This is a genomic window from Companilactobacillus nodensis DSM 19682 = JCM 14932 = NBRC 107160 (genome assembly GCF_000615905.1).
Taxonomy (GTDB): domain Bacteria; phylum Bacillota; class Bacilli; order Lactobacillales; family Lactobacillaceae; genus Companilactobacillus; species Companilactobacillus nodensis.
Window position 1 is genome coordinate 16,639 of record NZ_BAMN01000013.1, and the last position, 21,815, is coordinate 38,453.

Below are 21,815 nucleotides of genomic sequence, written 5' to 3' on the forward strand. Positions count from 1 at the left end.
ATATGATTTATAAATTAATTTAAAATAAGTTCCTTCTCGGATTGACTGAGAGGGAACTTTTTATTTCCTATTCAAATGATATTTTTAAGGTTTTACCAACCGCATTACCAATTTCATATAGTGTTTTGACCGTCGGATTGGCATTACCATTCTCAATTCTGGCAACGGTGGATTGAGGCTTGTTTATTTTTTCAGCAAACTGTTCTTGAGTTAATCCCAAAGATTCACGGAGTTTCATTATCGAAAATGCATATTCCATCCTTAGTCCTTCTTCTTTAACACCCTTAGAAAGTTCAGCATCATTTTTCAACATTCTATCAATATATTCATCTGTGTTAATCAAATTTACTTTGTTAGTCATTATTATTCTCCTCATACTTTTTCATCAAATCAACTGCATGACGCATTTCTCTTCTTGGCGTTTTATCAGTCTTTTTTGTAAAACCATGGGTTATTACATAAACATTATTTACTTTATGAAAATATAAACATCGCTGAATGTTAGAAGCAAAACGAGATCTAATCTCATATATATTCCAATCTAACTTTTTTACCCATTTCATTTTTGCCGAATTACTAATACCATACTTTTCAACTTTTTTTATTGTGGCTATCAATTTCTTTTTATCATCAGTCGGCAAGTTACTGATAAATTCCATTATTTCACTTTTCCCATCTAATTCTAAAAACACAAATTCAACTTTATTCATCGCATATTATATCATATATGATATAACCTCACTCCTTCAAAGACTTATTTCAAATTCTGTCTTATAGAAGAAAGTACGTAAATAAATTCAAATAGTTTTATATAAATATCTTAATAAAGAATTCATAGCACAAAAGGAGCCTGACAAAATAACTGCCAAGCTCCTTTTATTAGTTTATCTATGATTCCATCCATCTAAAAATCCAGCAACTAACTCATAAATATCCGGTATCATTAAAATCGTTATCCAAATAATTGCTAAAGGAACCGTCCATTTAGAAATCTCCACTTGATACTCCAAACCAGGCCAATAAAAGAAGGAATAAGTGGTAACATAATCCAACTGGATACGGTATCTTCCGATAAATGAAATACCGTTGTCGACATGATATATGCCACAATACCTAACGCAATTCCGATAATAACAGCAAATGCTGCCTTGTTAATTTTTGGTCCTTTTTCCAATTCCTTCATAAGATTCTCGTCTCCCTTGATCAGTTCATCTAAAGAGATATCAAATAGTTCACTGATAGCAACAACATTGGCGAAGCTCGGTAATGAAGTTCCATTCTCCCATTTGGAAATAGATTGGCGTGAGATATGTAATTTATCTGCCAAAGCTTCTTGTGACATATTGTGTTCTTTTCGACGTTGTTGTAACTGTGTTCCTATTTGCATTTTTCTCTCCTCGATTCAATTTCAGGATAAAACTGGGATTGGATATTGCCTAGCACCTATTGGTTGCAGTGTGGTGTATTAAGGTTGCACCGTTATAACGGTGCCGAAAATAACAAAAGCACCCAAGTGCTGGATGCTTTAGATTCTAATTATACTTATACCACGATGTATCATACTTAGATGAATGCAATTCTGTACCATCAAAGCTGTACGACTCAGTAACTGAACCGCCACCGTTTTGATTATATCTGATTTGAACATGATCACCACTTCTATTAACAATATCGTAAGTACCAGACTTATCTCCCAAGTCATAAGTACCATCTGAATAGAGCGATAAATCAGGATCTCCCGTATAATCACCAACTAACGAATCACTCGAATTACTTGAATCATCTGTGTCGTTATCAGTTGATTCATCATGATCATCAGAATCATAAGGTTCATCACTATCTTCATCGGAATCAGTATCTGTATCTTCCTTAACAGTCGTCTTCTTAATCTTCGTAACGTTCATAGTAACCTCACTGTCATCATCATCGATTGCAATCATCACTTGCTTAGACTTCTCCTGATCAGACTTATTGCGACTCTTAACCGTAATGTCATATACACCTGGAGTCATTTCAGATAACTTATATTCATCGCCATCTGCTCTAGCGGCAACATCTTCATCGTCCACGGTGAAAGTCGGATTATCAATATTAGTTTCAATCGATAACTCTTGATTACGAACTTGAACCTTATACTTCTTGAAGATGCCTAATTGCTTGCCAGTTTCTTTGACTACAAAATTACCATCCGAGTGACTACTGTTGATTTGATCTCTAACTTCTTGGATAGCTGAACTATCCTTGACGTAGAGTCTCTTCAGAGCACCAATCTTCTTAGCCGAAAGTGCATTACCATCCTCGTCAACTAACGCCATCTTCATTTCACCAGTTTTACCACTAGTTACTTCATCTTGAAGATTCTGGACCTGACGATTCTCACCATAGTACCAGTTACCAAACAAATAACCGCCTAGTAGAATAACGGCGATTCCAATAATCCACCATACTGTACTATTTTTCTTCTTTGGTGCTGGATTACTGGTATTCTCTGGTTGAGGTTGAGATACATTTTTATTCTCAACTGGTTTTTGAACGGTTTGGACTGGTGCTTTCTTTTCCTCTGTCACTTCATCTTCCGCAACAAACTTCTTGATGTTAAATCCACAATTGGGGCAAAATTCATCGGTTGGTTCAATTTTGTGACCACAATTAGGACAATAATCTAATTTCCCCATAATATCCCCCTATTTAACTTCTTGATTCTTTACAGTTTCATACAATAACTTAGCAATCTTATCGTGACCCAATTGGTTTGGGTGGAAATTATCCTTTTGGATATTATAGACCTTACTGTAACCCAAATCATTCTCCGTAACACTAGGATTATTTCTCCAAATCATCGACAGATCAACTACCGGCACACCATACTTATTCCCGATTCGTTTGATTTCTCGATCATAGACCGCATCATTGGAAATATATTTACCATCACTAGGCGACCAAGTCGTCATCAATAGTATTTTGGCGTTTGTTTGAGACTTAACTTGTCTGACCACACTGTCCATATTAGTAACGAAATCACCGAGATTCTTAGCATCGACCCCATACGCTGAATCGTTAGTCCCGAACTCGATCGTTACGATATCAGGATTTGCCGTAATTAGATTCTGAACGTTTGGTAATCCAAAATTAGTAACAGTCTTACCAACAGATGAATTGTTATCCTCGGTTACTTTTTTTCCTGTACCTTTGCGTAGATCATTCGCAAACAAACTAGTGAATCTGGTTTGTTCAGTATTCGAAAATAATCCGACTGACAGAGAATCTCCTAATGCATAATACGTTAATGACTTTTGGTTAGAATTTTTCAGCTCTGACAAAATTGTCTTACTGGCATTTTTCTTAACAGAAGGTTTTTTATTATTACTTTTACTCTGCTTCTTCTCTATTTTTGTATCTGTATTGTTTGAGTTATTCTTTTGTTGCGTGCAAGCTGCGGCCGACATCGCTAAGAGAATCATCAAGACGGAAAGAAGTACTTTTTTCTTCCACATTATATTAGTCCTTGGACTACACTAGTGCCGATACTTGAATAATTAGCCGCAACAGAGCTGTAGACACCTTTCAAAACAATGAATAGAACAATACCAACAATAATTTGCGCTAATGCCGCTACATATATTTTATCCATCTTAGATTTACCGTCTGAAATCAAAATAGATCCAATAAAAGCAATTGACCAGATTAATGTTAATACTGATAATGCAAAAATAAATATATAAATGAAACCATAATGATTCTCAATTGCCGAAAGGTCCGTTGGCAACGTCACCCATAGAAGAATGATACTTATAATATCAACGATCAACATGGCATTACTATAGCTGCCTAATTGATTCAAATACCCAGATAAACTTATATTGTCGCCTACCAAATATTTTCTTGAGGAAAAACCTACTAGTGCAAAAATAGCGTTATAAATTAGAACTATCAATAATAATCTGATATACAACGAAAATCCTGTTGGAATCGCCGAAACTGAACTGGAACTTCGACCAAATGTATTGATCAATTCATTCGCAGCCTCAACGAAGGTAACTAAGATCTTATTCCCCAAAATATGAAAGATATATGCTACCAACGCCGAATTCAATAGTAAAGTTACTAATCCAAAATACTTATTGTCGTTGACTACCATTGATGGGCCCTTCAAAGACTTAGTAAACCACTGAAAATAGTTCCGTGAATGTTTCTTTAAAACTTGGATTCGTTCACTTGCTTGTTGTGAAGCTTGAGTGGCGTTATTTGTAGTTGTAGCGGACGCATCCCCAGATAATTGCGTACCACATTTCGTACAAAACTTAACCCCTGCCTTGTTCTCTGCCCCACAGTTTGGACATTTAATCATAAAATCCCCTCCTATAACTATGTTTTTAGTATAACAAACATTAAGTTATATCTATGATTTATAGAAGATAATTGCCACATTTATGGCAACGGTGCATTGAGAAAGGTAAATATGAAAAAAATGCATTTCAAATTAATGAAATGCATTTTTATTTTGGTAATATATTAAATTTTTCAAGTTTGAAATCGTCATTAGTTAAATCAGTTACGGTAATACTGCCATTATCTGGGAAGGCTCCACTATCATCGAACTTTTCACCAAAGTACTTCAGAATTAGTGTTTCCAAAAAAGCTCCATGTGAAACGACTAAAATAGTAGAATCAATCTTATTTTCATTAAGTAACTGTTGAATGACTGCCTCAATCCGAACAGATAGATCTTCAACATTCTCTGCCATTCCAGTGGGATCAGATTTTTTCAAAAAGCCCTTAGCACTTATTGACGTAAATGGATCATCAGTTTTACTTTTAGTCACTTTGCCATATTTATTTACAACATACTTCAAGACATCTGAACCCTTATCGCCTTCGAATGCCCCAAAACACATTTCGCGCAAATTCTTCGTCAAATGGATCTCAGTATTACTAACCAAGTTCTCATTCTTAATAATATTCGCCGTATCAACTGCACGTTTTAAGTCAGAACTATAAATAGAATCGAAATGAGTATTCTTCAAGAATTCTCCGGTTTTTTCCAGCACTGACACACCTTCGTCAGTTAATGGCGTATCCGACCATCCCTGCATTTTACCCATCATGTTAAACATAGTTAAACCGTGTCTCACAAAGTATACTTTCACATTTTACCTCCGTAATTAGAACACATTACTTCTATTATATTCCATATAGATAACCAATCGGAACATAAAAAAAGTATTGATGCTTTCCGCCATCAATACTTTAATGTTAGGTATTAAAACATATTACGATTTTTTAGGTGTATTTTTTTTATCATACTTATGCTCGCCTAAGAAGTATAAGAATACAATTGCCATTTCAATGGTTGGTAACAAGAATGAAAATTGCATGTTAGTGAAATCTGATAGTAATCCTTGGAACATTGGTAATATGGCACCACCAACAATTGCCATTACGATAAATGCACTAGCAGTTTCAGTATGACGTTTATCATCAACAATTTCCAAAGTTCTAGCAAAAATTGTAGGCCAACATGGACCAAATACCAAACTTACCCCAACTGCTGCATAAATTGCAGTGATATTAGGTATGAATGTAATGTATAGAATCATTAACGTACCAATAAATGAATATATGGTAAGAACTGTAGTTTCTGAATATCGTGATAATAAATAACTAGCTAAAAAGCGTCCAATGAAGAAACAAATATAACTGTAAAGCATAAAGTTTGCTACAAATCGTTCATTGAAATTGGGAAACATATCCAATGCTAAACGCATTGTAAATGACCAGACACCGGTTTGAACTCCCATGTACAAAAACTGTGCTCCAACACCCTTCCAATAACGTTTGCGATGAAGAAGATATTGAATCGTTTCTCCAAAAGTAGCTGTTTTTTCATTTTCTTTGATCTTAGGTTTACCAGAAGGAAATTTAGTTATTGCAAACAGAACAATCATAACAATAAGAACAATTAATACATACTTATAAGGTGCCAACGTTCTAGACAAAGCTTGTTGTCCATATTGTTCGGCAGCTTGTTTACTCATATGTGCCATTTCTTCTTTTAAATTTCCATCGGTAAAAATTAAATACTTACCAAGTAAAATACCAATAATATCACCAACGGCATTCATTGTTTGACTAATATTCAATCTAACAGTGGCTGATTCTCTTGGTCCTAACAATGAACTATAGGCATTAGCAGATGTTTCCAAGAAACTTAAGCCTATTGCTTCAACAAATATAGCAAATAAAAATATTTGATAAGTGACTAACCGTGATGCGGGGAAAAACAGGAAACATCCCAGGGAGAATGCTGCTAATCCAGCAATAATACCAAGTTTATAACTATTCTTTTTAATGAAAATTGAAGCTGGAATTGCAATTATGAAATACCCTCCATAAAAGGCACTCTGTACAAAAGCTGTAGCAAAATCACTAAGAGAAAACACGGCTTTAAACTGTGTAATAAGAACATCATTTAAACTGGCAGCAACTGCCCAAAGAGCAAATAGTATTGTAACTAAGATAAATTGAATAATTGGGGTCTTATCCAAATATCCATCAGGTTGCTCTACCCACTTTGCTTTATTCATCTTAATGCCTCCTATTCGCTAATTTTTTCTTCAGAGGATAAGAAATCATCAACTTCTTTTTTAGATGGCAACGACGGTTGAGCCCCCATCTTAGTAACTGCAATAGCAGAAACCGCGGATGCATATGATAATGAACTCTTAACGTCCTTATCATTTGCAAGCCCATATGCAAATGCTCCAATAAATGAATCTCCCGCTGCAGTGGTATCAACCGCAGAAACTTTGTATGACGAGATATCAAATTCATCTTTTTCATTCTTGAAATAACTGCCCTTATCACCAAGTGTAATCAAAACATTTTGATAGCCTTGATCCAATAATGCTTGAGCAGCATCTTTAATACCTGATTTATTACTTGTATCTATTCCAGTAAGAAGTTCCGCTTCATGTTCATTCGGGGTCATATATGAAACCATAGAAGCATATTTCAAATCTAGTTTTGCAGCCGGAGCTGGATTCAAAATAACTATCTTATTGTACTTATTTCCCAGTTCAATGGCTTTGTATACCGTTTCCAACGGAATTTCTAGTTGAAGAACAATGATATCTGAACTTTGAATGACATCATCCATATTTTCCAAATCTGATGGTTTTAATTCCATATTAGCCCCAGGTATTACAACTATTCTATTTTTTCCTGAAGCATCTAATTGTGGGTTTCCAATACCAGACTTTGCCTTATCAGTAAATAAAACGTGCTCATGCTGAACATTATTTTTATTAAGAGAATCAATTTGATCATCGCCAAAGGAATCCTTACCCAGCTCACCAATCATTTCGACATTTGCACCCAATCGTGCTGCTGCAACAGCCTGATTAGCACCTTTTCCACCCGTAAATTGATTAAAAGATTGACCAATTATTGTTTCTCCTTCTTTACAAAATCGTTCAGATTGAACAACCAAATCAGTCATAAAGCTACCAATAACTAATATTTTCTTCATTGTCCTTCGCCCTCCATAGCTCCTTCATCCAAAAGTCGTTTGCCTAGAGCACCACCTGGATGAAACATACCAAAATCTCTTTCAGAAAAGCCTTTTAATTCTGATACTGTTATTGCTAAAGAATCTCCAGCAACTAAAACAGCCGTCGAACTTTTTGTAGGAGCCAAATTAAATTTATCAGCTTCGCCATCAACATGAACCTCAAACAAGTAATCCGACTTCTTAGCTAAAGTTGAATGTCTATTACCTGTTAAAGCTACAATTTTCGCACCAATTCTGTGAATAGGTACTATCGGTGCCAAAGATTCCTTAGTTTCACCGGAATTAGAAATATCTATCACTAAATCATCCTTAGTAATCATTCCCAAATCCCCGTGCATGGATTCAGTAGCATGTACAAAAAACGATGGTGTCCCTGTACTTGCAAAGGTAGCAGCAAGTTTTTCGCCGATGTGACCTGATTTACCAACACCAGTAAAAATCAAACGACCTTTTAAATTAACAATTAGATCAATTATTTTGGAATAGTCATTTGAATTGTCATCTACTCTTTTCAAAACATCTTCAACGGCCGTTAACTCATCATTCATTACTCGTTTAAATATAGATAATTTTTCCATTTTTACCCTTTCAAAGACAGACTATCTAACACCAACAGTAAGTAGAATATTTGCAAATACTCTTGTTTCACCAGTATTAATTCCTAATTTAAGATTAGTAGACTTTTTACATGCATCGTAAAATTCTTGACGTCCTAATTTTGATAATTCTTTCATATCTAAAATTTCTTTAAAATCATCGTAAATGGCTGGTTGTTCACCTTCACCTGGAGTCATAACTTCAGCTTTTTCAAAATTGATTTGTGTATTTAACGTTTCAAGGACATCTGTTACTGTAGGTAGATCTGGTTTCAAAGCTAAATAAATTTTTTCGGTAGATTCATTAACATCTGAGTCCAATGGATAATTACCATCAGTGATTAAAATCTTGTCTCCGTGACCACAGTTGGCAATGGCACGTAAAATAGCTGGATGTAATAATTTTGATGTAAGCATATTGAAAATCTCCTTAATTTTTTATAGAAAACGTTTTCTATTACGAAACTAACTATATAACGATAAGTAAGCGCTGTCAACAATATTTTTATAAAATATAGTGGATAAATACTAACTATTTCAAAATTAATATGTTTGATCTGTAATTTTTCTCAATTGGCAGTCAAATTTAACAGATAACGTTTTCTATAAACGATAAAAAATTGGCTAGGTTTTATATTTTCATTTGTGATAACATTTTATATAACTATAACGTTTATATAAAAAGGAATAACCATGCAAAAAGCAACTATAAAAGATGTTTCTGAGAGATCTGGTTTCTCAATAACTACTATTTCCAGAGTATTAAATGGAAACTATCCAGTAAAAAAAGAAACCCGTGAAAAAATAATGAAAGCAATTGATGAACTAAATTTTAGCAGAAACTCATCTGCCAGAAACTTGAGGACAAAAAAATCAAACTTAATTGGATTAGTTGTGGCTGATATAAATAATCCTTACTACTCCAAAATCGCAAAAAAAAATTGATGACGGTTTATTTGAAAAAGGATACAACTTATTGGTGTGTAACACTGATGAATCGGAGGAGAAAGAAAAAAGAATACTATCCACTCTTCAGGATAAAGATGTTGATGCAATAGTCATATCACCTGCTGCTAAAAACATTGAATTATTACGACAATTAACTGATGCAGGGACAAGAATAGTATTGATAGATAGAAATATGGGGATACTGGATATTCCCTTCGTAGGTAGTGATAATTTTTCTGAATCAAAAATTTTAACAGAATATCTTATTCAACAAGGACATCAAAAGATAATGTTTGTATCTGGTACTGATAAAGCAATAACTGCACAGGATAGATTATTCGGATACAAGGCTGCATTAGAAGAAAATAACCTACAGTTTGATGAAAAAAATGTCGTAAAAGGGTATTACAAGCAAGAAGACGCTTATAAAAATACTTACACCTTTTTGACCAATAATTTAAAAAGTGATGAACCATGTACTGCAATTTTTAGCTCAAACAACCTGATGACAATTGGTATTATCCAGGCAATACATGAATTAAATCTACGAATACCTCAGGATATATCCTTAGTGTCTTTTGGACAATTAGATTCTCAAGAAATTATTGAGCCAAAAGTCACTTGTATAAAGCAAAACATAGAGCAATTAGCAAAAAGCACATTAGAAAAAACTATAGAGGCTCTTGATGATAATAAAAGTAATATCGATAGCAATATAATTCGAGATTCATTAGAAATTGGAACATCAGTAAAAAACTTAAATAAATAAAAAAAGTTACCTACTGGTAACTTTTTTTACATTTCAATCAATTTTTTTGCGGTATTCTCATCAATAATTAATACATTTGCGTAATGGCCTAGTAAAGCAGCATGAATAGAATTTAACTTTCTTTCACCACCAGCAACTAAAATGGAATAATCTTTATCTTTCAAACTCTCCAAATCTATACCAATAGTACGACTGTTCAACTCCTGATCCGCTATTTTCCCATCAGCATTTATAAACCTAGAACTTATATCACCAACGGCTTCTTTTTTCAACTCAGCTATCTCATTATCATTTAAATACCCTAAATTGAATAACATCGCATCATCTCTGACAGTCCCAACTGTATACAATGCAATACTTGATTTTTTCCCTTGCTTAATAATATATTCAATATGTCGATCTTCTTGAACCAAACGACAAGTTTCTGGATTATCAAAAATAACTGGTAATGGTAAACTTTCTGAATCAGCATGAAATGCCGTCGAAAAATCATTAATAACTTCATTAGCAAAGTTATTGGTCATTGAATGGGTGACACTACCCTTCAACTGCACAACCTGTACACCCTGCTGATTGTTATCCTCTGGTAATAAATTATTAGCTATTTCTCGCATAGTTTGCCCCCAAGTAACACCAACAATATCATTATCCTTTACTATTCTCTCCAGATATTCGGCTCCAACCTTTCCTATACTTTTAATAATTGTCCTATAATCATTAGACGGAGAATATACAACGATAACCTTTGACAATGAATACTTACTTTCTAATGCATTCTCTATATTTGAAGTATCATCAAACGGATCTTTAATATTTATTTCAACATAACCATTATCGCGAGCATACTGAAGCAATCGAGAAACCGTAGGTCTAGATAACCCCATTTCTTTAGCAATCTTACTCTGATCAAAATTACTTTGGTAATAAAATCGCGCAACTCTAAGTGATTGCTTTATTCGCTTCATCTCTGTGCTTTCCATAATAAAAGCTCCTTAATTACTTATATAACATACATTATCATACATAATATAAAAAATAACATGTTGGGTTTCCAACATGTTATTTTTTATCTAAGCCTTAATCTTTAATATTTCATCTAATTCAGCTTTAGTTGGATATGACTTCTGTGTCCCTTTTCTGGTAACAGTAACAGCAGCATATTGATTAGCATCTCTTAATGCTTCTGGAACACTTTCACCCTCTGTAAAGTAATGTGCAAATGAACCAATAAATGAATCACCTGCACCTGTAGTATCCACCGCAGCGACTTTCTTTCCGGGTACAATTTCACTATGTTCTTTATTAACCCATAAGACACCTTTAGAACCAATCGTCACGATAACATTTCCAACCCCCTTTTCAATAAGGGCATTGGCGGCAACTTTAATTTCATCAAGATTATTAGTTGGTAATCCAGTTAAGGTTGCTAACTCCGTCTCGTTAGGGGAGAAAAATTCAACTTTAGAAACATATTCCATATTTAAATCCTTATTAGCTGGAGCCGGGTTTAACAGCACAGGAACATTATTTTTAACAGCCAAATCAATTGCATGATAATTAGTTTCTAATGGTATTTCTTGTTGCAATACAACTAGCTTAGAGTTCTTAATCTTATCCTCATATTCATCTAAAACTTCAGGAGTTAATTCATTATTAGCACCTTTGATAACAATAATTCTATTATCGGATGAAGGGTCAACGAAAATAGGAGCAACACCACTATTGCAATCTCCAACACCAATTCCAGTCGTATCAATACCTGATTTCTTAAAGTTATCTAATTGTTCCTTACCAAAATTATCATGACCAACCATAGAAATGAAACTTACATCTGATCCTAATCTAGAAGCAGCAACTGCTTGGTTAGCTCCTTTTCCACCGAATCCCATTTCAAACTCTGGTGCAGATACAGTTTCACCTTCAACTGGCATTCTATCCAAATACGTCATTAAATCTATCATGTTTGATCCGATTACAGTAATATCACTCATATTTTTGTATACCTCCTAGTGTTCTAATCCAGTAGTTACACTGAATTTACGTTCTTCCAATGGATTCAAGAAAATCAAAGTACCAGCCTTTTCTGCAGCATGGTATCCTTCTGGACGACTTGTTCCAGGTAATGCAAATGCTGCAACTTGTTGATCCTTATTATATAGAATCCAACGAGTAACAATTGGAAATTGTGCAGTAGTTATCTTAGTCACAAAATTCTTTCCATCTGCCAAATTCATTCTAAATTCAGCTTTATCAGCAAACTTAGTCAAATCACTTGTAAAGAATACAATTTCTGGATCATAACGACTTGAATCATCTAGTTTATTAATAATCTTGCCGCTAGCTTTCAATTCATCATTATATGCAAGCCATTCTTTCGTTGGGTGAACGTGACTTGGAACACTCTCACGTAACTTGAAGGCATTGTCGGGAACTGATTGTGTCATAGTTGCATTTTCTGGATATGCATAGTTCATATGGCACATATATTGTAGAGGCATTTTTTGATCTTTCAATAAGTTTGTAACACTCATCTTAATATCAAACAATCCACTACCACTGTGCATAGTTACACTTGGCTTTGCTAGATAGTGATATCCAAATCCCTTAACATATTCATGACTACTACCAACTTTTAATGAATCTCCATCAAGCTCTATGTAAGCATCAACCATCTTTGATGTTGGAAATTCACCGTGCAATTGATAATTATCTTCTGGACCTGGGGTACCATTGGCTAATAAACCTGATGAGAATTGGAAGCATCCATATGTATCGGCAATTCCCTTACCAGGAAGAGGTTGTGAAAACATATCTTTCATTTTCAATGACTGACCGTCAAAGATTGCATCCCAAATGATCATTCCCATGTATGGAAGCAATGTTAGATGTCCACGCGAATTACTTACTTTTAATCCTTCGACACCGGAAGGATAAACAAATGATTCAACTGTGAAATCATCATTTTCTAAAATTTTAAATGGTTTCTCATTAAATAGACTATGTGTTAAATGAATTGTACTTGTCATTTTAAAGTCTCCTAATTAAATTTTATAATCAAACTACTAATTACCTTGTTTAACTTGATTACGTGAATAGAACAAAACAATAACGAAACATACTAATGAAACAATAAATGAATATGACATTGATTTCGTCCAATCAGCAACTAATCCCTGAACTAAAGGAATAAATGCACCACCAATAATTGACATAACAATAATGGCACCAGCTGTTTCTGTATGACGCTTATCTTTAACTGTACTCAATGTCTTAGCATAGATTGTTGCCCAACAAGGACCAAACAAGCCACTTACTAAGATTGCTGCATATACAGCGGTCATATTATGTACCAAAATAATGTATATCAATGCAATCGATCCAATAATACTGAACCAAAGTAAGATTTTTGATGAACCAAATTTGTTCATTAAGAAGTTAGCTGCAACTTTACCCAAGAAGAACGCAATATAACTAAAAATCATAAATGTAGAAGCATCACGTTCATTAATACTAGTATTTAAACTCATAGCTAAACGAATTGTAAATGACCATACGGCCGTCTGCATTCCGATATACATGAATTGTGTGAAGATACCCTTTTTGAAGGGTTTATTATGTAGCAAATATTTCAAAGTTTCAGTAATTTTAGCACCCTTAGCAGATGCATCACTCTTAACTTTACTTGCTGGAAATTCAGTCAATGCAAAAATAATAATTGCCGCAATTAACACAACGATAATATATTTATATGGCAGTAAAGTCTTTTGTAAAGCCTGTTCACCAAAAGCAATTCTGGCAGAACCAGATAAACCACTCATTTGCTTTTCTAGACTTGCTCCAGATCCAAAAATTAAGTACTTACCAAGTAAAATACCCGTTACAGCACCAACAGGATAGAATGTTTGAGAAATATTCAATCTCAATGTTGATGAACTCTCAGGTCCTAATAGAGAACTATAAGTATTTGCTGATGTTTCCAAAAAACTTAATCCAATCGCAATGGCGAATAAAGCTACTAAAAAGACACTATATGTAGCCATTGTGGATGCTGGAAAGAATAACATACATCCCGCAGTATAGAAAAACAGTCCAATCAAAATTGCAATTTTATAAGATGTCTTCTTAATTACAATAGAAGCCGGAATAGCAATTACAAAGTATCCTCCGTAGAATGCACTTTGAACAAAAGCACTAGCAAAATTACTTAAAGTAAAAATAGTTTTAAACTGTGTGATTAAAATATCATTTAAACTTGCGGCAGCCGCCCACATAGGAAAAAGGCATGATAATAAAATGAATTGGAAAATAGGAATCTTATTTAAATATCCATCGTCCATTTGCTTTGCATGGAGTTTAAAAAGATGAAACCCATGGCCACCTGTTTTATGTACTGATGTATTATCCATTATTTATTCCTTTCTTATCTAGCCGTTAATAATTTTAATACTTGCACTAGTTCCAAGTCTTGTAGCACCAGCATCAATCATTGCTTGAGCTTCTTCTTTAGAGTGGATACCACCTGAAGCTTTAACTTGAGTATGATCTCCGACAGTATCTTTTAATAACTTAACATCTTCAACTTTTGCACCACTAGTTGAGAACCCTGTTGAAGTCTTAACAAACTCTGCCCCAGCATTCATAACTAATTGAGCAGCTTTAACTTTCTCATCGTCCGTTAACAATGCCGTTTCAATAATTACTTTAACTAGCTTCTTATTTGAATGTCCTTCTTCGACAACAGCCTTAATATCTTGTTCAACCTTGTCATAATTCTTTCCTTTTAGTTCACCAATATTAAGAACCATATCTAATTCATCAACACCATCGTCAATTGCTTGTTTTGCTTCAGCAACTTTGATAGCTGTTGTATTTGCTCCTAGAGGAAATCCTATTACAGTAGCAGTATTTACATCTGAACCCTCAAGTGCTTCATGAACATGTTTAACCCAATATGGATTTACCATAACTGAAGCGAAGTCATATTCTTTTGCTTCAGCAATAACTTTATCTATTTGTGATTCTGTAGCTTCTGGTTTTAGTAATGTGTGATCAATGTATTTATTTAGTTTCATAGTTGAAACCCCTTTCATATCTGATGACAATAGAATAGCATCATTTTTTACATATGTAAACGTTATCAATGAAATTATGTTCACTTTTTTTGTTTTATGTTCGTTCAAAAATTACAACAAAAAAAGAGATAATCATTGATTATCTCTTTAATATCTTGCTATTCAGCAATCTCGGGAACAAAATTGAACTTTAAAAGTTTAAAATCGTCATTAGTTAAATTAGTAATAGTAATACTACCATTATCGGGAAATGCCCTTGAACTACCAAAATTTGACTTAAAATACTTCAATAACAATGTTTCTATATATGCTCCATGAGTTACTACTAAAATTCTGGAATCCATACAGTTCTCCAATAATAATTGGTCCACAGCCTTTTCTATTCTAACCCCTAAATCATTAACATCTTCAGCCATTGTTTGGGATCTGCCCTTTTTAAAACTTCTCTAGCAAACTCAATCGAGTATTTTGCTGAGACCTCATTTTGAGTAGAACAACCATATGGCTTTGCTAACATCTTCCAAGTTTTTGCCGCTTCTGAGCCTTCAAAAAAGCCAAAAAATATTTCTCTAAAGTTACTACTGATTTTTATTTCTGGAGGGTTCTTCAAATTTTCATCTTTTATTATCTCAGCTGTATCCATGGCTCTTTTTAAATCCGAACTGTATATTGCATCAAATTTTGTATTTTGTAAATATTTTCCAGTCAGCCTTAGGTCTTCAATTCCCTGCTTTGTAAGTGGTGTATCTGACCATCCCTGCATCCTATTTATTAAATTAAAGATTGTCTGTCCATGCCTTACAAAATATACTTCCATCATATGCCTCCTCATCATTTTGGTTAATGATCGAAAAAACGTAATTATGAACCCTTGAATATTAAATTCCAATATTTTTATACCATCATTACTCAAATTGGCTTTCAATACACTACCGTTTTCAGGATAGGCATCAGCAGGATCCATATCTTTATCATAAAATTTTAACATCATAGTTTTTATAAAAGTACCATGCGTAACAACAAGTATTCGTGAATCGATTTCATTCTCTCTGAGTAATTGCCTAAATCCATCGTTCATTCTTGTATTCAATTCATCTGCATTTTCAGCATAGTGAAATGGGTCAGCATCCTTCATCGCATTTCTCGCAAAATCAATTGAATATTTTTTAATTATATTGTTTTGATTATTTATTCCGTAATTTCGTCCAATATCTTTCCAAGTGTCAATATTATTTAGACCCTCAAAGGAACCGAAAAAAATCTCTCGAAAGTTCCTACTTGTTTTAAGATTTAATTTGCTTACTTCATTTTTACTCTCTAATATCTTTGCCGTATCCATAGCTCGTTTTAAATCTGAACTATAAAGTGCATCAAAATGGGTATTTTTAAGATATTCTCCTGTCTTTTTAAGATCTTCAACGCCTTTATCAGTAAGAGGTGTATCTGACCATCCTTGCATTTTACTCATTAGATTGAAAATGGTCTGTCCATGTCTAACAAAATATATCTCCATAAAATTCCCCTTATTAAAGACAATTTAATTATAAGCTTAACCTATAAAAGCATTTAATCATTCAATTGCTGATAAATGAAATTCATTACATCATCGACCGTAGTTTCCGGATTATCTAGCAGATGCAAAAAGCTTTCCATATTTAATAAGAACATTAGGTCCTGTAAAGCACTCAAATGATCGGTTGAATTGATCGCGCTTAAAATAAATATGTATTTGATTCTTTTGTTGCTCTTTAAAATTAATGGCTTTCTCAAAGTAGCAAGCCCAACCCCAATTTTCTCTGCACCATAATGTGGATTAGTGTGAGGTAATGCTATATCTGGAGCAATAATGAATGTAGAATCGCCTTTTTTAATTTGCTCAACTATTTCACTTACATATCCATTATTAATTATTCTTTCATCCAAAAGCGGTTGTGCTGCAGTTAACACGGCATCAGCAAAGTTTGTACTTTCTATTTTTAATTTAACAAATTCTGGCTTTAAAACATCTAGTAGAGAAATCTTACGCTTGTTGAATACTGCTTTTGGTTTGAAAACATTGTCTGCCAATTCTTTTCTAATTCTGCCTAATACATCTGCATTATCAACGCTATGACTAATAATTCTCATAACTGAATCCAATGTCGGTACAACAAAATCAGTCGTAGAAAACTCACTATTTACTTTCTGCATAACAGAATATTTATCATTTGTTGTCATAATAGGATTAATGACAAAACAGGGTTTACCTTTGGCAAACAGTTCACTTCGATAAAATGTCGAAAAGATCATATCTATCTCATCCATGTGCTTATCTAAATCTGCATAGGGGAATGGTACCAAAAACTTAATATTGGGAAACAAACTAGTTAACTGTAAATAAGCAAGTGCTGAACTTCCAATGCCATTGGGACATACTATTGCAGCAGATAAAAAATGTTTCTTTTGACTGTTGGAATTGTAAATAAAACCAATCAAATGAATCGTTAAAAATGCTATTTCTTCATCTGGAACTTTACCCAATTCATCCTTAAATGGAATAACAGCTTGAGCAACCAATGAAAAAATTTCTCCATATTCATGTACAACCTGTTTAGTTAATGGATTTGTAATAGGAAATTTAAATTGAAGTCTAAAATACATAGATCTGAAATGAGTAAATAATTGATGAACAACTTTGTCATTATCAACAAAACTAATACCGGATATATCTGAAAACTTTGTCACAATTGAACTAGTAATGTCATAGATATGTTTATCCTCAATTAAATTATCGTAACCACCGATACTTAAACACAAAACAATTGTTGTCATATACTTAACTGTATTTACATTTGTTATTCCGAGTTTTTCTAGTATTTCTTTTGAAAATGTGTATTCGTTAGTCTTATTTATTTCATAATACTTTGCTTTAGCAGGAATATAATTTGGTTTCATCAATAATCTATTTAAAATAATTACTAAGATATAACAAAATTCCCTCAATCTATTTTCTACAAAATCAATATCATATTTATTGGACTCACTAGAAACTAAATCGAACATGTCTTTTATTTTATAATCACTATTTAATTTTATAAAGTTATCCAGTAAATCAGCCCTATTTTCAACCAATTCATTGGCAACCGATTTTATCAAATAACCTCTAACTGCATTCTCATTTCCGATAATTTTATAACCATTTTTTCTATCATAACTTATTTTTAATTGCTCATCTAATAACTCTACTTCAAGTTGTTTTAAATCTTTTGATACTGTCGATTGACTAACTTGTAAAAGCTCTTGTAAATGAACCAAAGACAAATAATCATTATTTGTAGATAACAGAAGAATCAAAAAGAGTTTACGCTCTTCTGTGCTAAGAATATAACCTTTCAATGAAGTTAAATTATCGGACACTCTTATACTTAAAAGAAATTTATAGGTATCACTGGGTATTGTTATATATACACCTTCAGAATCTATTTTCTTTTTACCCTGGTCTGATAAATACTGATTAAGTTTATCAATCGAATATTCTATTTGTCGATCAGTCAATGAAAGATTTTTAATTAACTCATCCTTTGTCAAAATTGGATTTTGAATCAGTTTATCAATAATTTGTAATTGCTTTTGATCTAGCATCAAAGTCCCCCTCTTAGATTCACAAAAAGCTGACAGTCCCATTATAAGACTGACAGCTTTTTAAAACTATTTTTGACGGAACTCGTCAATTTTCTTTCTGAAGATTGCAGCTGATTTTGCAATATCATCTACAGAACCCTTTGATAAGGCTCCTCCAATTCCTACAACGTCCACTCCAGCTTCAAACCAATCTGTAACATTATCCACATTTACCCCACCTGACTCTATTAATGGTAAGTATGGAATCGGTGTTTTCATGGTCTTAATTAAGACTGGTCCTACAATTCCTCCGTATGGGAATATCTTTACAAATGTTGCTCCAGCTCTCAACGCCTCAATTGCTTCTGTAACTGAAGTACATCCAGGAGCATAAGGAATTTGATATTGGTTACATAACACAGCAACATCTTTATCAAATATTGGTGAATATATAAAATCAGCACCATTAGAAATTGCATCTTTAGCAGTTGGTCCGTCTAGGATTGTTCCAGCTCCAACTAATAGCTTATCTCCAAACTTCTTTTGAAGAGTTCTAATAGATTCAGGAGCACTAGCCATTGTGTAGCTAACCTCCATAACATCTACTCCACCTTTAACAATTCCTTCAGCAATTTCAACCACTCTATCAGGTTCAGCACGAACGACTGCAAGAGCACCTGAATTAATGATTCTATTCATTCGATCTAGTTTCTTCATAAAATACACCTCTAAATAATCTTGTTATCCTTATAATACTTGACCATTTCTTTAATCTTATCTTCTTGTTCCGAAGTTGGCATGCTTGCGGGATAACGTGCGGGCCCAACGTCAACGCCAGAAGCGGTCACTGATGCTTTAAGAGCCGTTGGTGTAGTACGCATATGTAATATTTCCCTCAAAGGTTCAATTTGTTTTTGACATCTTTCTGCATTTTCCAAATCTCCATCTTTGAAGTACTTATAAATATCAACGTTATTTTGTGTTAATAAATTAGCTGTAGCTGAAATGGCCCCATCGCCACCAGCTTCAAGTAATGCCAATATTTTAGAGTCAGATCCTGCTAAAACTGCAAAGCTACTGTCATTACGAAGTTTCAAATAGCCTTTCATATTATCGATTTTTCCAGAACTGTCTTTAACACCAATGATATTTTTATTCTTTGACAAGACTGCAACAGTCTCTGGATCCACGTTTACCCCTGTTTTACCGGGCATATTATAAATTAAGATTGGTACTGAAACAGCATTTGTGAGCTTTTCAAAATGATCAATCAATTCTTCCTGTGTTGGTGCTACAAAATATGGTGTAACAACAGACAAGGCATCAGGATTCAAAGTTGCAATTCTCTTACTAAATGCAATTGTTTCTCTTGTACTATTTAAGCCTGTTCCAACATATACATTTGTTCTGCCTTTAACATAATCAATAACATATTTAGCAAAATCGTATTTCTCATCTTGTGTGAGAGCATATGCCTCTCCATTTGTACCCAATATGAAAATACCATTAATTTTATGTTCCAATAGGCGATCCAAAAGTTTGGATGTCTTTTCGTAACTAATATTTTGCTCATCATCAAGCGGTGTAACCATCGCAACTATGATTCCTGAAACATCAACCATAACTTAAAATTCCTCCTAAAGTATTAAATAACTAGTGAATTAAACCTAAGAACCAATTTAGCAATGAACCGATAACGTTGTAATCAACGTTAGGGAATGTTGATCCTGTAATACCCATTCCAGCAAATGTTGGATATAGAAGTAATGGTAAGAAGGCTAGTAATAGTCCAACAACAAATGAACCTAATACGGCGCCTCTCCAACCACCAGTTGAATTACCGAATACTCCGGCTGTACCACCTGAGAAGAAGCAAATGTGGGCGGCGGGAATAATAACGATAGGGAACTTCATGAAGACCATTACAACGATTGCCAATAGTCCAGCAACATATGAGCTTAAGAAACCAACCAAAACAGCTGTTGGTGCAAATGGGAAAATTGTTGGAACATCCAAAGCTGGACGTGATCCAGGAATGAATTTTTCTGAAATAGCAACGAAAGCTGCTGTGATTTCAGCCAAGAACATACGAACACCAGTCATCAAGATTGAAATTCCGGCTGTAAATGTTAGTGCTTGGATCATTGGGAATACTAACCAGTCAGTTGTACCAGCTAATTTTTGAACAACTGTCTTACCTGCAGCGATTGCAGCTACATAGAAGATAATTAACATAACAACAGCGACACCCATTAAGAAATCTTTGAAGAAAGATAACCATTGTGGGAAGTTAATATTTTCTGTTGTTTCATCTTTGTGTTTCTTGAAAACTCCACCAAGTAAACCAGATAGAGCATAACCAATCATATTAAAATGACCAATAGCTTGAAAATCTCCGCCAGTGATCTTTCTCATAAATGGTTGACATAATTGTGGTAATGCTGCGGAAACAAATCCTAATAATGTACCACCAATAATAATGGCGATTGTATTACTGTATCCATATGATTTCAGAATTAATGCTAGAACACAGGCGAAGAATAAACTGTGACCACCTGTGAAGAACACGTTCTTAAATGGTGTGATTCTGGCAAATACCAAGTTCATGATAAATCCCATAATCAATGTAACTGAAACTACAAATCCATATTTACCTTGAGCCAATGCGGTTGCGGCTTCAGGTGAGGCAATAACACCTGTCAAATGGAAGCCCTTTTGAAACATAACGTTAAAATTTTGTAATGTTCCTGTCATTGTTGTGGCACCAACACCAAAGATTAAGAAACCAATGGCTGTTCTGAAAGTACCAGTTAATACTTCAGTTCCCTTTTTATGTTGGGCAACCAAACCAATACAAGAAACAATAGCTAATAGAATTGCCGGATTAGATAGTAAACTTACTAAGAAATTCATATATCCGTCCCCCTCGGAATTTTTAATTTAAAAGATTATTCTTCACCAATATTTTTCAGTGCGGCAGATAGCTTAGTGTAAATTTCATCTTTATCAAGGATATTCTTAATACCAACTACTTCTTTTTTAATTCCTTGTTCTTTCAATTCATCTGCAACATCACTCAATGAGACAACAATGGGACCATCAAAACTTGGTAATCCATCCAATGATGAGTGCTCTACTTGAACTGGAAGATCATGCTCACTAATAACCTCATTCAACTTGATTTTCAACATCAAACTTGATCCAACTCCTGCACGACATGCTACTAAAGCTTTAACCATAATAAATACTTCCTTCCGTTA

General features: G+C 33.8%; 25 protein-coding genes. 2 read left to right on the plus strand and 23 right to left on the minus strand.

Features of this window, described 5'->3' with window-relative positions; genetic code table 11:
• Positions 1 to 67 precede the first annotated feature (67 nt).
• From JCM14932_RS09405 to JCM14932_RS09455, 11 genes are all read right to left on the minus strand, one after another.
• Positions 68 to 361 carry a helix-turn-helix domain-containing protein gene (locus JCM14932_RS09405; protein WP_034543104.1) on the minus strand — a complete coding sequence of 98 codons (294 nt, stop codon included), beginning with the start codon at positions 359 to 361 and terminating at the stop codon, positions 68 to 70.
• A complete protein-coding gene (locus JCM14932_RS09410; protein ID WP_025024655.1) occupies positions 354 to 710 on the minus strand; it encodes a type II toxin-antitoxin system RelE/ParE family toxin in 357 nt (118 codons plus the stop codon). Before JCM14932_RS09410 ends, JCM14932_RS09405 begins: the two co-directional genes overlap by 8 nt.
• A 257-nt stretch (positions 711 to 967) precedes the next feature.
• Positions 968 to 1,387 (minus strand): helix-turn-helix domain-containing protein, encoded by a 420-nt coding sequence (locus JCM14932_RS09415; RefSeq protein ID WP_025024656.1) that lies wholly within the window; start codon positions 1,385 to 1,387, stop codon positions 968 to 970.
• Positions 1,388 to 1,532: 145 nt separating this feature from the next.
• A complete protein-coding gene (locus JCM14932_RS16010; RefSeq protein ID WP_025024657.1) occupies positions 1,533 to 2,675 on the minus strand; it encodes a zinc-ribbon domain-containing protein in 1,143 nt (380 codons plus the stop codon).
• Between the two features lie 9 nt (positions 2,676 to 2,684).
• Positions 2,685 to 3,494, minus strand: coding sequence for an SGNH/GDSL hydrolase family protein (locus JCM14932_RS09425; RefSeq protein ID WP_025024658.1), 810 nt, complete (start codon positions 3,492 to 3,494; stop codon positions 2,685 to 2,687).
• Complete coding sequence (locus JCM14932_RS09430; protein WP_025024659.1) at positions 3,494 to 4,348, minus strand: zinc ribbon domain-containing protein; 855 nt, start codon at positions 4,346 to 4,348, stop codon at positions 3,494 to 3,496. The genes JCM14932_RS09425 and JCM14932_RS09430 overlap by 1 nt, the downstream gene beginning before the upstream one ends.
• Before the next feature lie 148 nt (positions 4,349 to 4,496).
• The gene (locus tag JCM14932_RS09435) at positions 4,497 to 5,147 is read right to left on the minus strand and encodes a histidine phosphatase family protein (RefSeq protein WP_025024660.1); all 651 of its coding nucleotides are present in this window, start codon (positions 5,145 to 5,147) and stop codon (positions 4,497 to 4,499) included.
• Positions 5,148 to 5,270: 123 nt separating this feature from the next.
• Positions 5,271 to 6,584, minus strand: coding sequence for an L-fucose:H+ symporter permease (gene fucP / locus JCM14932_RS09440; protein ID WP_025024661.1), 1,314 nt, complete (start codon positions 6,582 to 6,584; stop codon positions 5,271 to 5,273).
• Between the two features lie 11 nt (positions 6,585 to 6,595).
• Positions 6,596 to 7,528 carry a ribokinase gene (gene rbsK, locus JCM14932_RS09445; RefSeq protein ID WP_025024662.1) on the minus strand — a complete coding sequence of 311 codons (933 nt, stop codon included), beginning with the start codon at positions 7,526 to 7,528 and terminating at the stop codon, positions 6,596 to 6,598.
• Positions 7,525 to 8,148: a KpsF/GutQ family sugar-phosphate isomerase gene (locus JCM14932_RS09450; protein WP_025024663.1), complete on the minus strand. Its 624-nt coding sequence runs from the start codon at positions 8,146 to 8,148 to the stop codon at positions 7,525 to 7,527. Before JCM14932_RS09450 ends, rbsK (JCM14932_RS09445) begins: the two co-directional genes overlap by 4 nt.
• A 21-nt stretch (positions 8,149 to 8,169) precedes the next feature.
• Complete coding sequence (locus JCM14932_RS09455) at positions 8,170 to 8,583, minus strand: RbsD/FucU family protein (RefSeq protein WP_025024664.1); 414 nt, start codon at positions 8,581 to 8,583, stop codon at positions 8,170 to 8,172.
• 276 nt (positions 8,584 to 8,859) lie between these two features.
• On the opposite strand from JCM14932_RS09455, the gene JCM14932_RS16015 reads away from it, so the two are divergent.
• Together JCM14932_RS16015 and JCM14932_RS15200 are read left to right on the plus strand one after the other, a co-directional pair.
• On the plus strand, positions 8,860 to 9,111 hold the full coding sequence (locus JCM14932_RS16015) for a LacI family DNA-binding transcriptional regulator (RefSeq protein ID WP_025024665.1): 252 nt from the start codon (positions 8,860 to 8,862) through the stop codon (positions 9,109 to 9,111).
• Positions 9,107 to 9,883: a substrate-binding domain-containing protein gene (locus JCM14932_RS15200; protein WP_369342899.1), complete on the plus strand. Its 777-nt coding sequence runs from the start codon at positions 9,107 to 9,109 to the stop codon at positions 9,881 to 9,883. Before JCM14932_RS16015 ends, JCM14932_RS15200 begins: the two co-directional genes overlap by 5 nt.
• A 26-nt stretch (positions 9,884 to 9,909) precedes the next feature.
• On the opposite strand, the gene deoR is transcribed toward JCM14932_RS15200, so the two are convergent.
• From deoR to JCM14932_RS09525, 12 genes are all read right to left on the minus strand, one after another.
• The gene (deoR, locus tag JCM14932_RS09470) at positions 9,910 to 10,863 is read right to left on the minus strand and encodes a DNA-binding transcriptional repressor DeoR (protein WP_268870368.1); all 954 of its coding nucleotides are present in this window, start codon (positions 10,861 to 10,863) and stop codon (positions 9,910 to 9,912) included.
• A gap of 90 nt (positions 10,864 to 10,953) precedes the next feature.
• Positions 10,954 to 11,874 carry a ribokinase gene (rbsK, locus tag JCM14932_RS09475; RefSeq protein WP_025024668.1) on the minus strand — a complete coding sequence of 307 codons (921 nt, stop codon included), beginning with the start codon at positions 11,872 to 11,874 and terminating at the stop codon, positions 10,954 to 10,956.
• 15 nt (positions 11,875 to 11,889) lie between these two features.
• Complete coding sequence (locus tag JCM14932_RS09480; RefSeq protein WP_025024669.1) at positions 11,890 to 12,909, minus strand: aldose 1-epimerase family protein; 1,020 nt, start codon at positions 12,907 to 12,909, stop codon at positions 11,890 to 11,892.
• Between the two features lie 36 nt (positions 12,910 to 12,945).
• Entirely contained in the window at positions 12,946 to 14,289 is a 1,344-nt protein-coding gene (fucP, locus tag JCM14932_RS09485) for an L-fucose:H+ symporter permease (RefSeq protein ID WP_025024670.1), read from the minus strand.
• Between the two features lie 18 nt (positions 14,290 to 14,307).
• The gene (gene deoC, locus JCM14932_RS09490) at positions 14,308 to 14,955 is read right to left on the minus strand and encodes a deoxyribose-phosphate aldolase (RefSeq protein ID WP_025024671.1); all 648 of its coding nucleotides are present in this window, start codon (positions 14,953 to 14,955) and stop codon (positions 14,308 to 14,310) included.
• 158 nt (positions 14,956 to 15,113) lie between these two features.
• Entirely contained in the window at positions 15,114 to 15,371 is a 258-nt protein-coding gene (locus JCM14932_RS16020; RefSeq protein ID WP_025024672.1) for a histidine phosphatase family protein, read from the minus strand.
• Positions 15,347 to 16,468, minus strand: a complete 1,122-nt coding sequence (locus JCM14932_RS16025) for a histidine phosphatase family protein (protein WP_025024673.1) — start codon at positions 16,466 to 16,468, stop codon at positions 15,347 to 15,349. Before JCM14932_RS16025 ends, JCM14932_RS16020 begins: the two co-directional genes overlap by 25 nt.
• A 53-nt stretch (positions 16,469 to 16,521) precedes the next feature.
• Complete coding sequence (locus JCM14932_RS09505) at positions 16,522 to 18,576, minus strand: BglG family transcription antiterminator (RefSeq protein WP_025024674.1); 2,055 nt, start codon at positions 18,574 to 18,576, stop codon at positions 16,522 to 16,524.
• A 66-nt stretch (positions 18,577 to 18,642) separates the two neighbouring features.
• On the minus strand, positions 18,643 to 19,272 hold the full coding sequence (locus JCM14932_RS09510; RefSeq protein WP_025024675.1) for a beta/alpha barrel domain-containing protein: 630 nt from the start codon (positions 19,270 to 19,272) through the stop codon (positions 18,643 to 18,645).
• 11 nt (positions 19,273 to 19,283) lie between these two features.
• Complete coding sequence (dapA, locus tag JCM14932_RS09515; protein WP_025024676.1) at positions 19,284 to 20,177, minus strand: 4-hydroxy-tetrahydrodipicolinate synthase; 894 nt, start codon at positions 20,175 to 20,177, stop codon at positions 19,284 to 19,286.
• A 31-nt stretch (positions 20,178 to 20,208) separates the two neighbouring features.
• Positions 20,209 to 21,468 (minus strand): PTS ascorbate transporter subunit IIC, encoded by a 1,260-nt coding sequence (gene ulaA / locus JCM14932_RS09520; RefSeq protein ID WP_025024677.1) that lies wholly within the window; start codon positions 21,466 to 21,468, stop codon positions 20,209 to 20,211.
• A gap of 35 nt (positions 21,469 to 21,503) precedes the next feature.
• Complete coding sequence (locus tag JCM14932_RS09525) at positions 21,504 to 21,794, minus strand: PTS sugar transporter subunit IIB (protein ID WP_025024678.1); 291 nt, start codon at positions 21,792 to 21,794, stop codon at positions 21,504 to 21,506.
• Positions 21,795 to 21,815 lie beyond the last annotated feature (21 nt).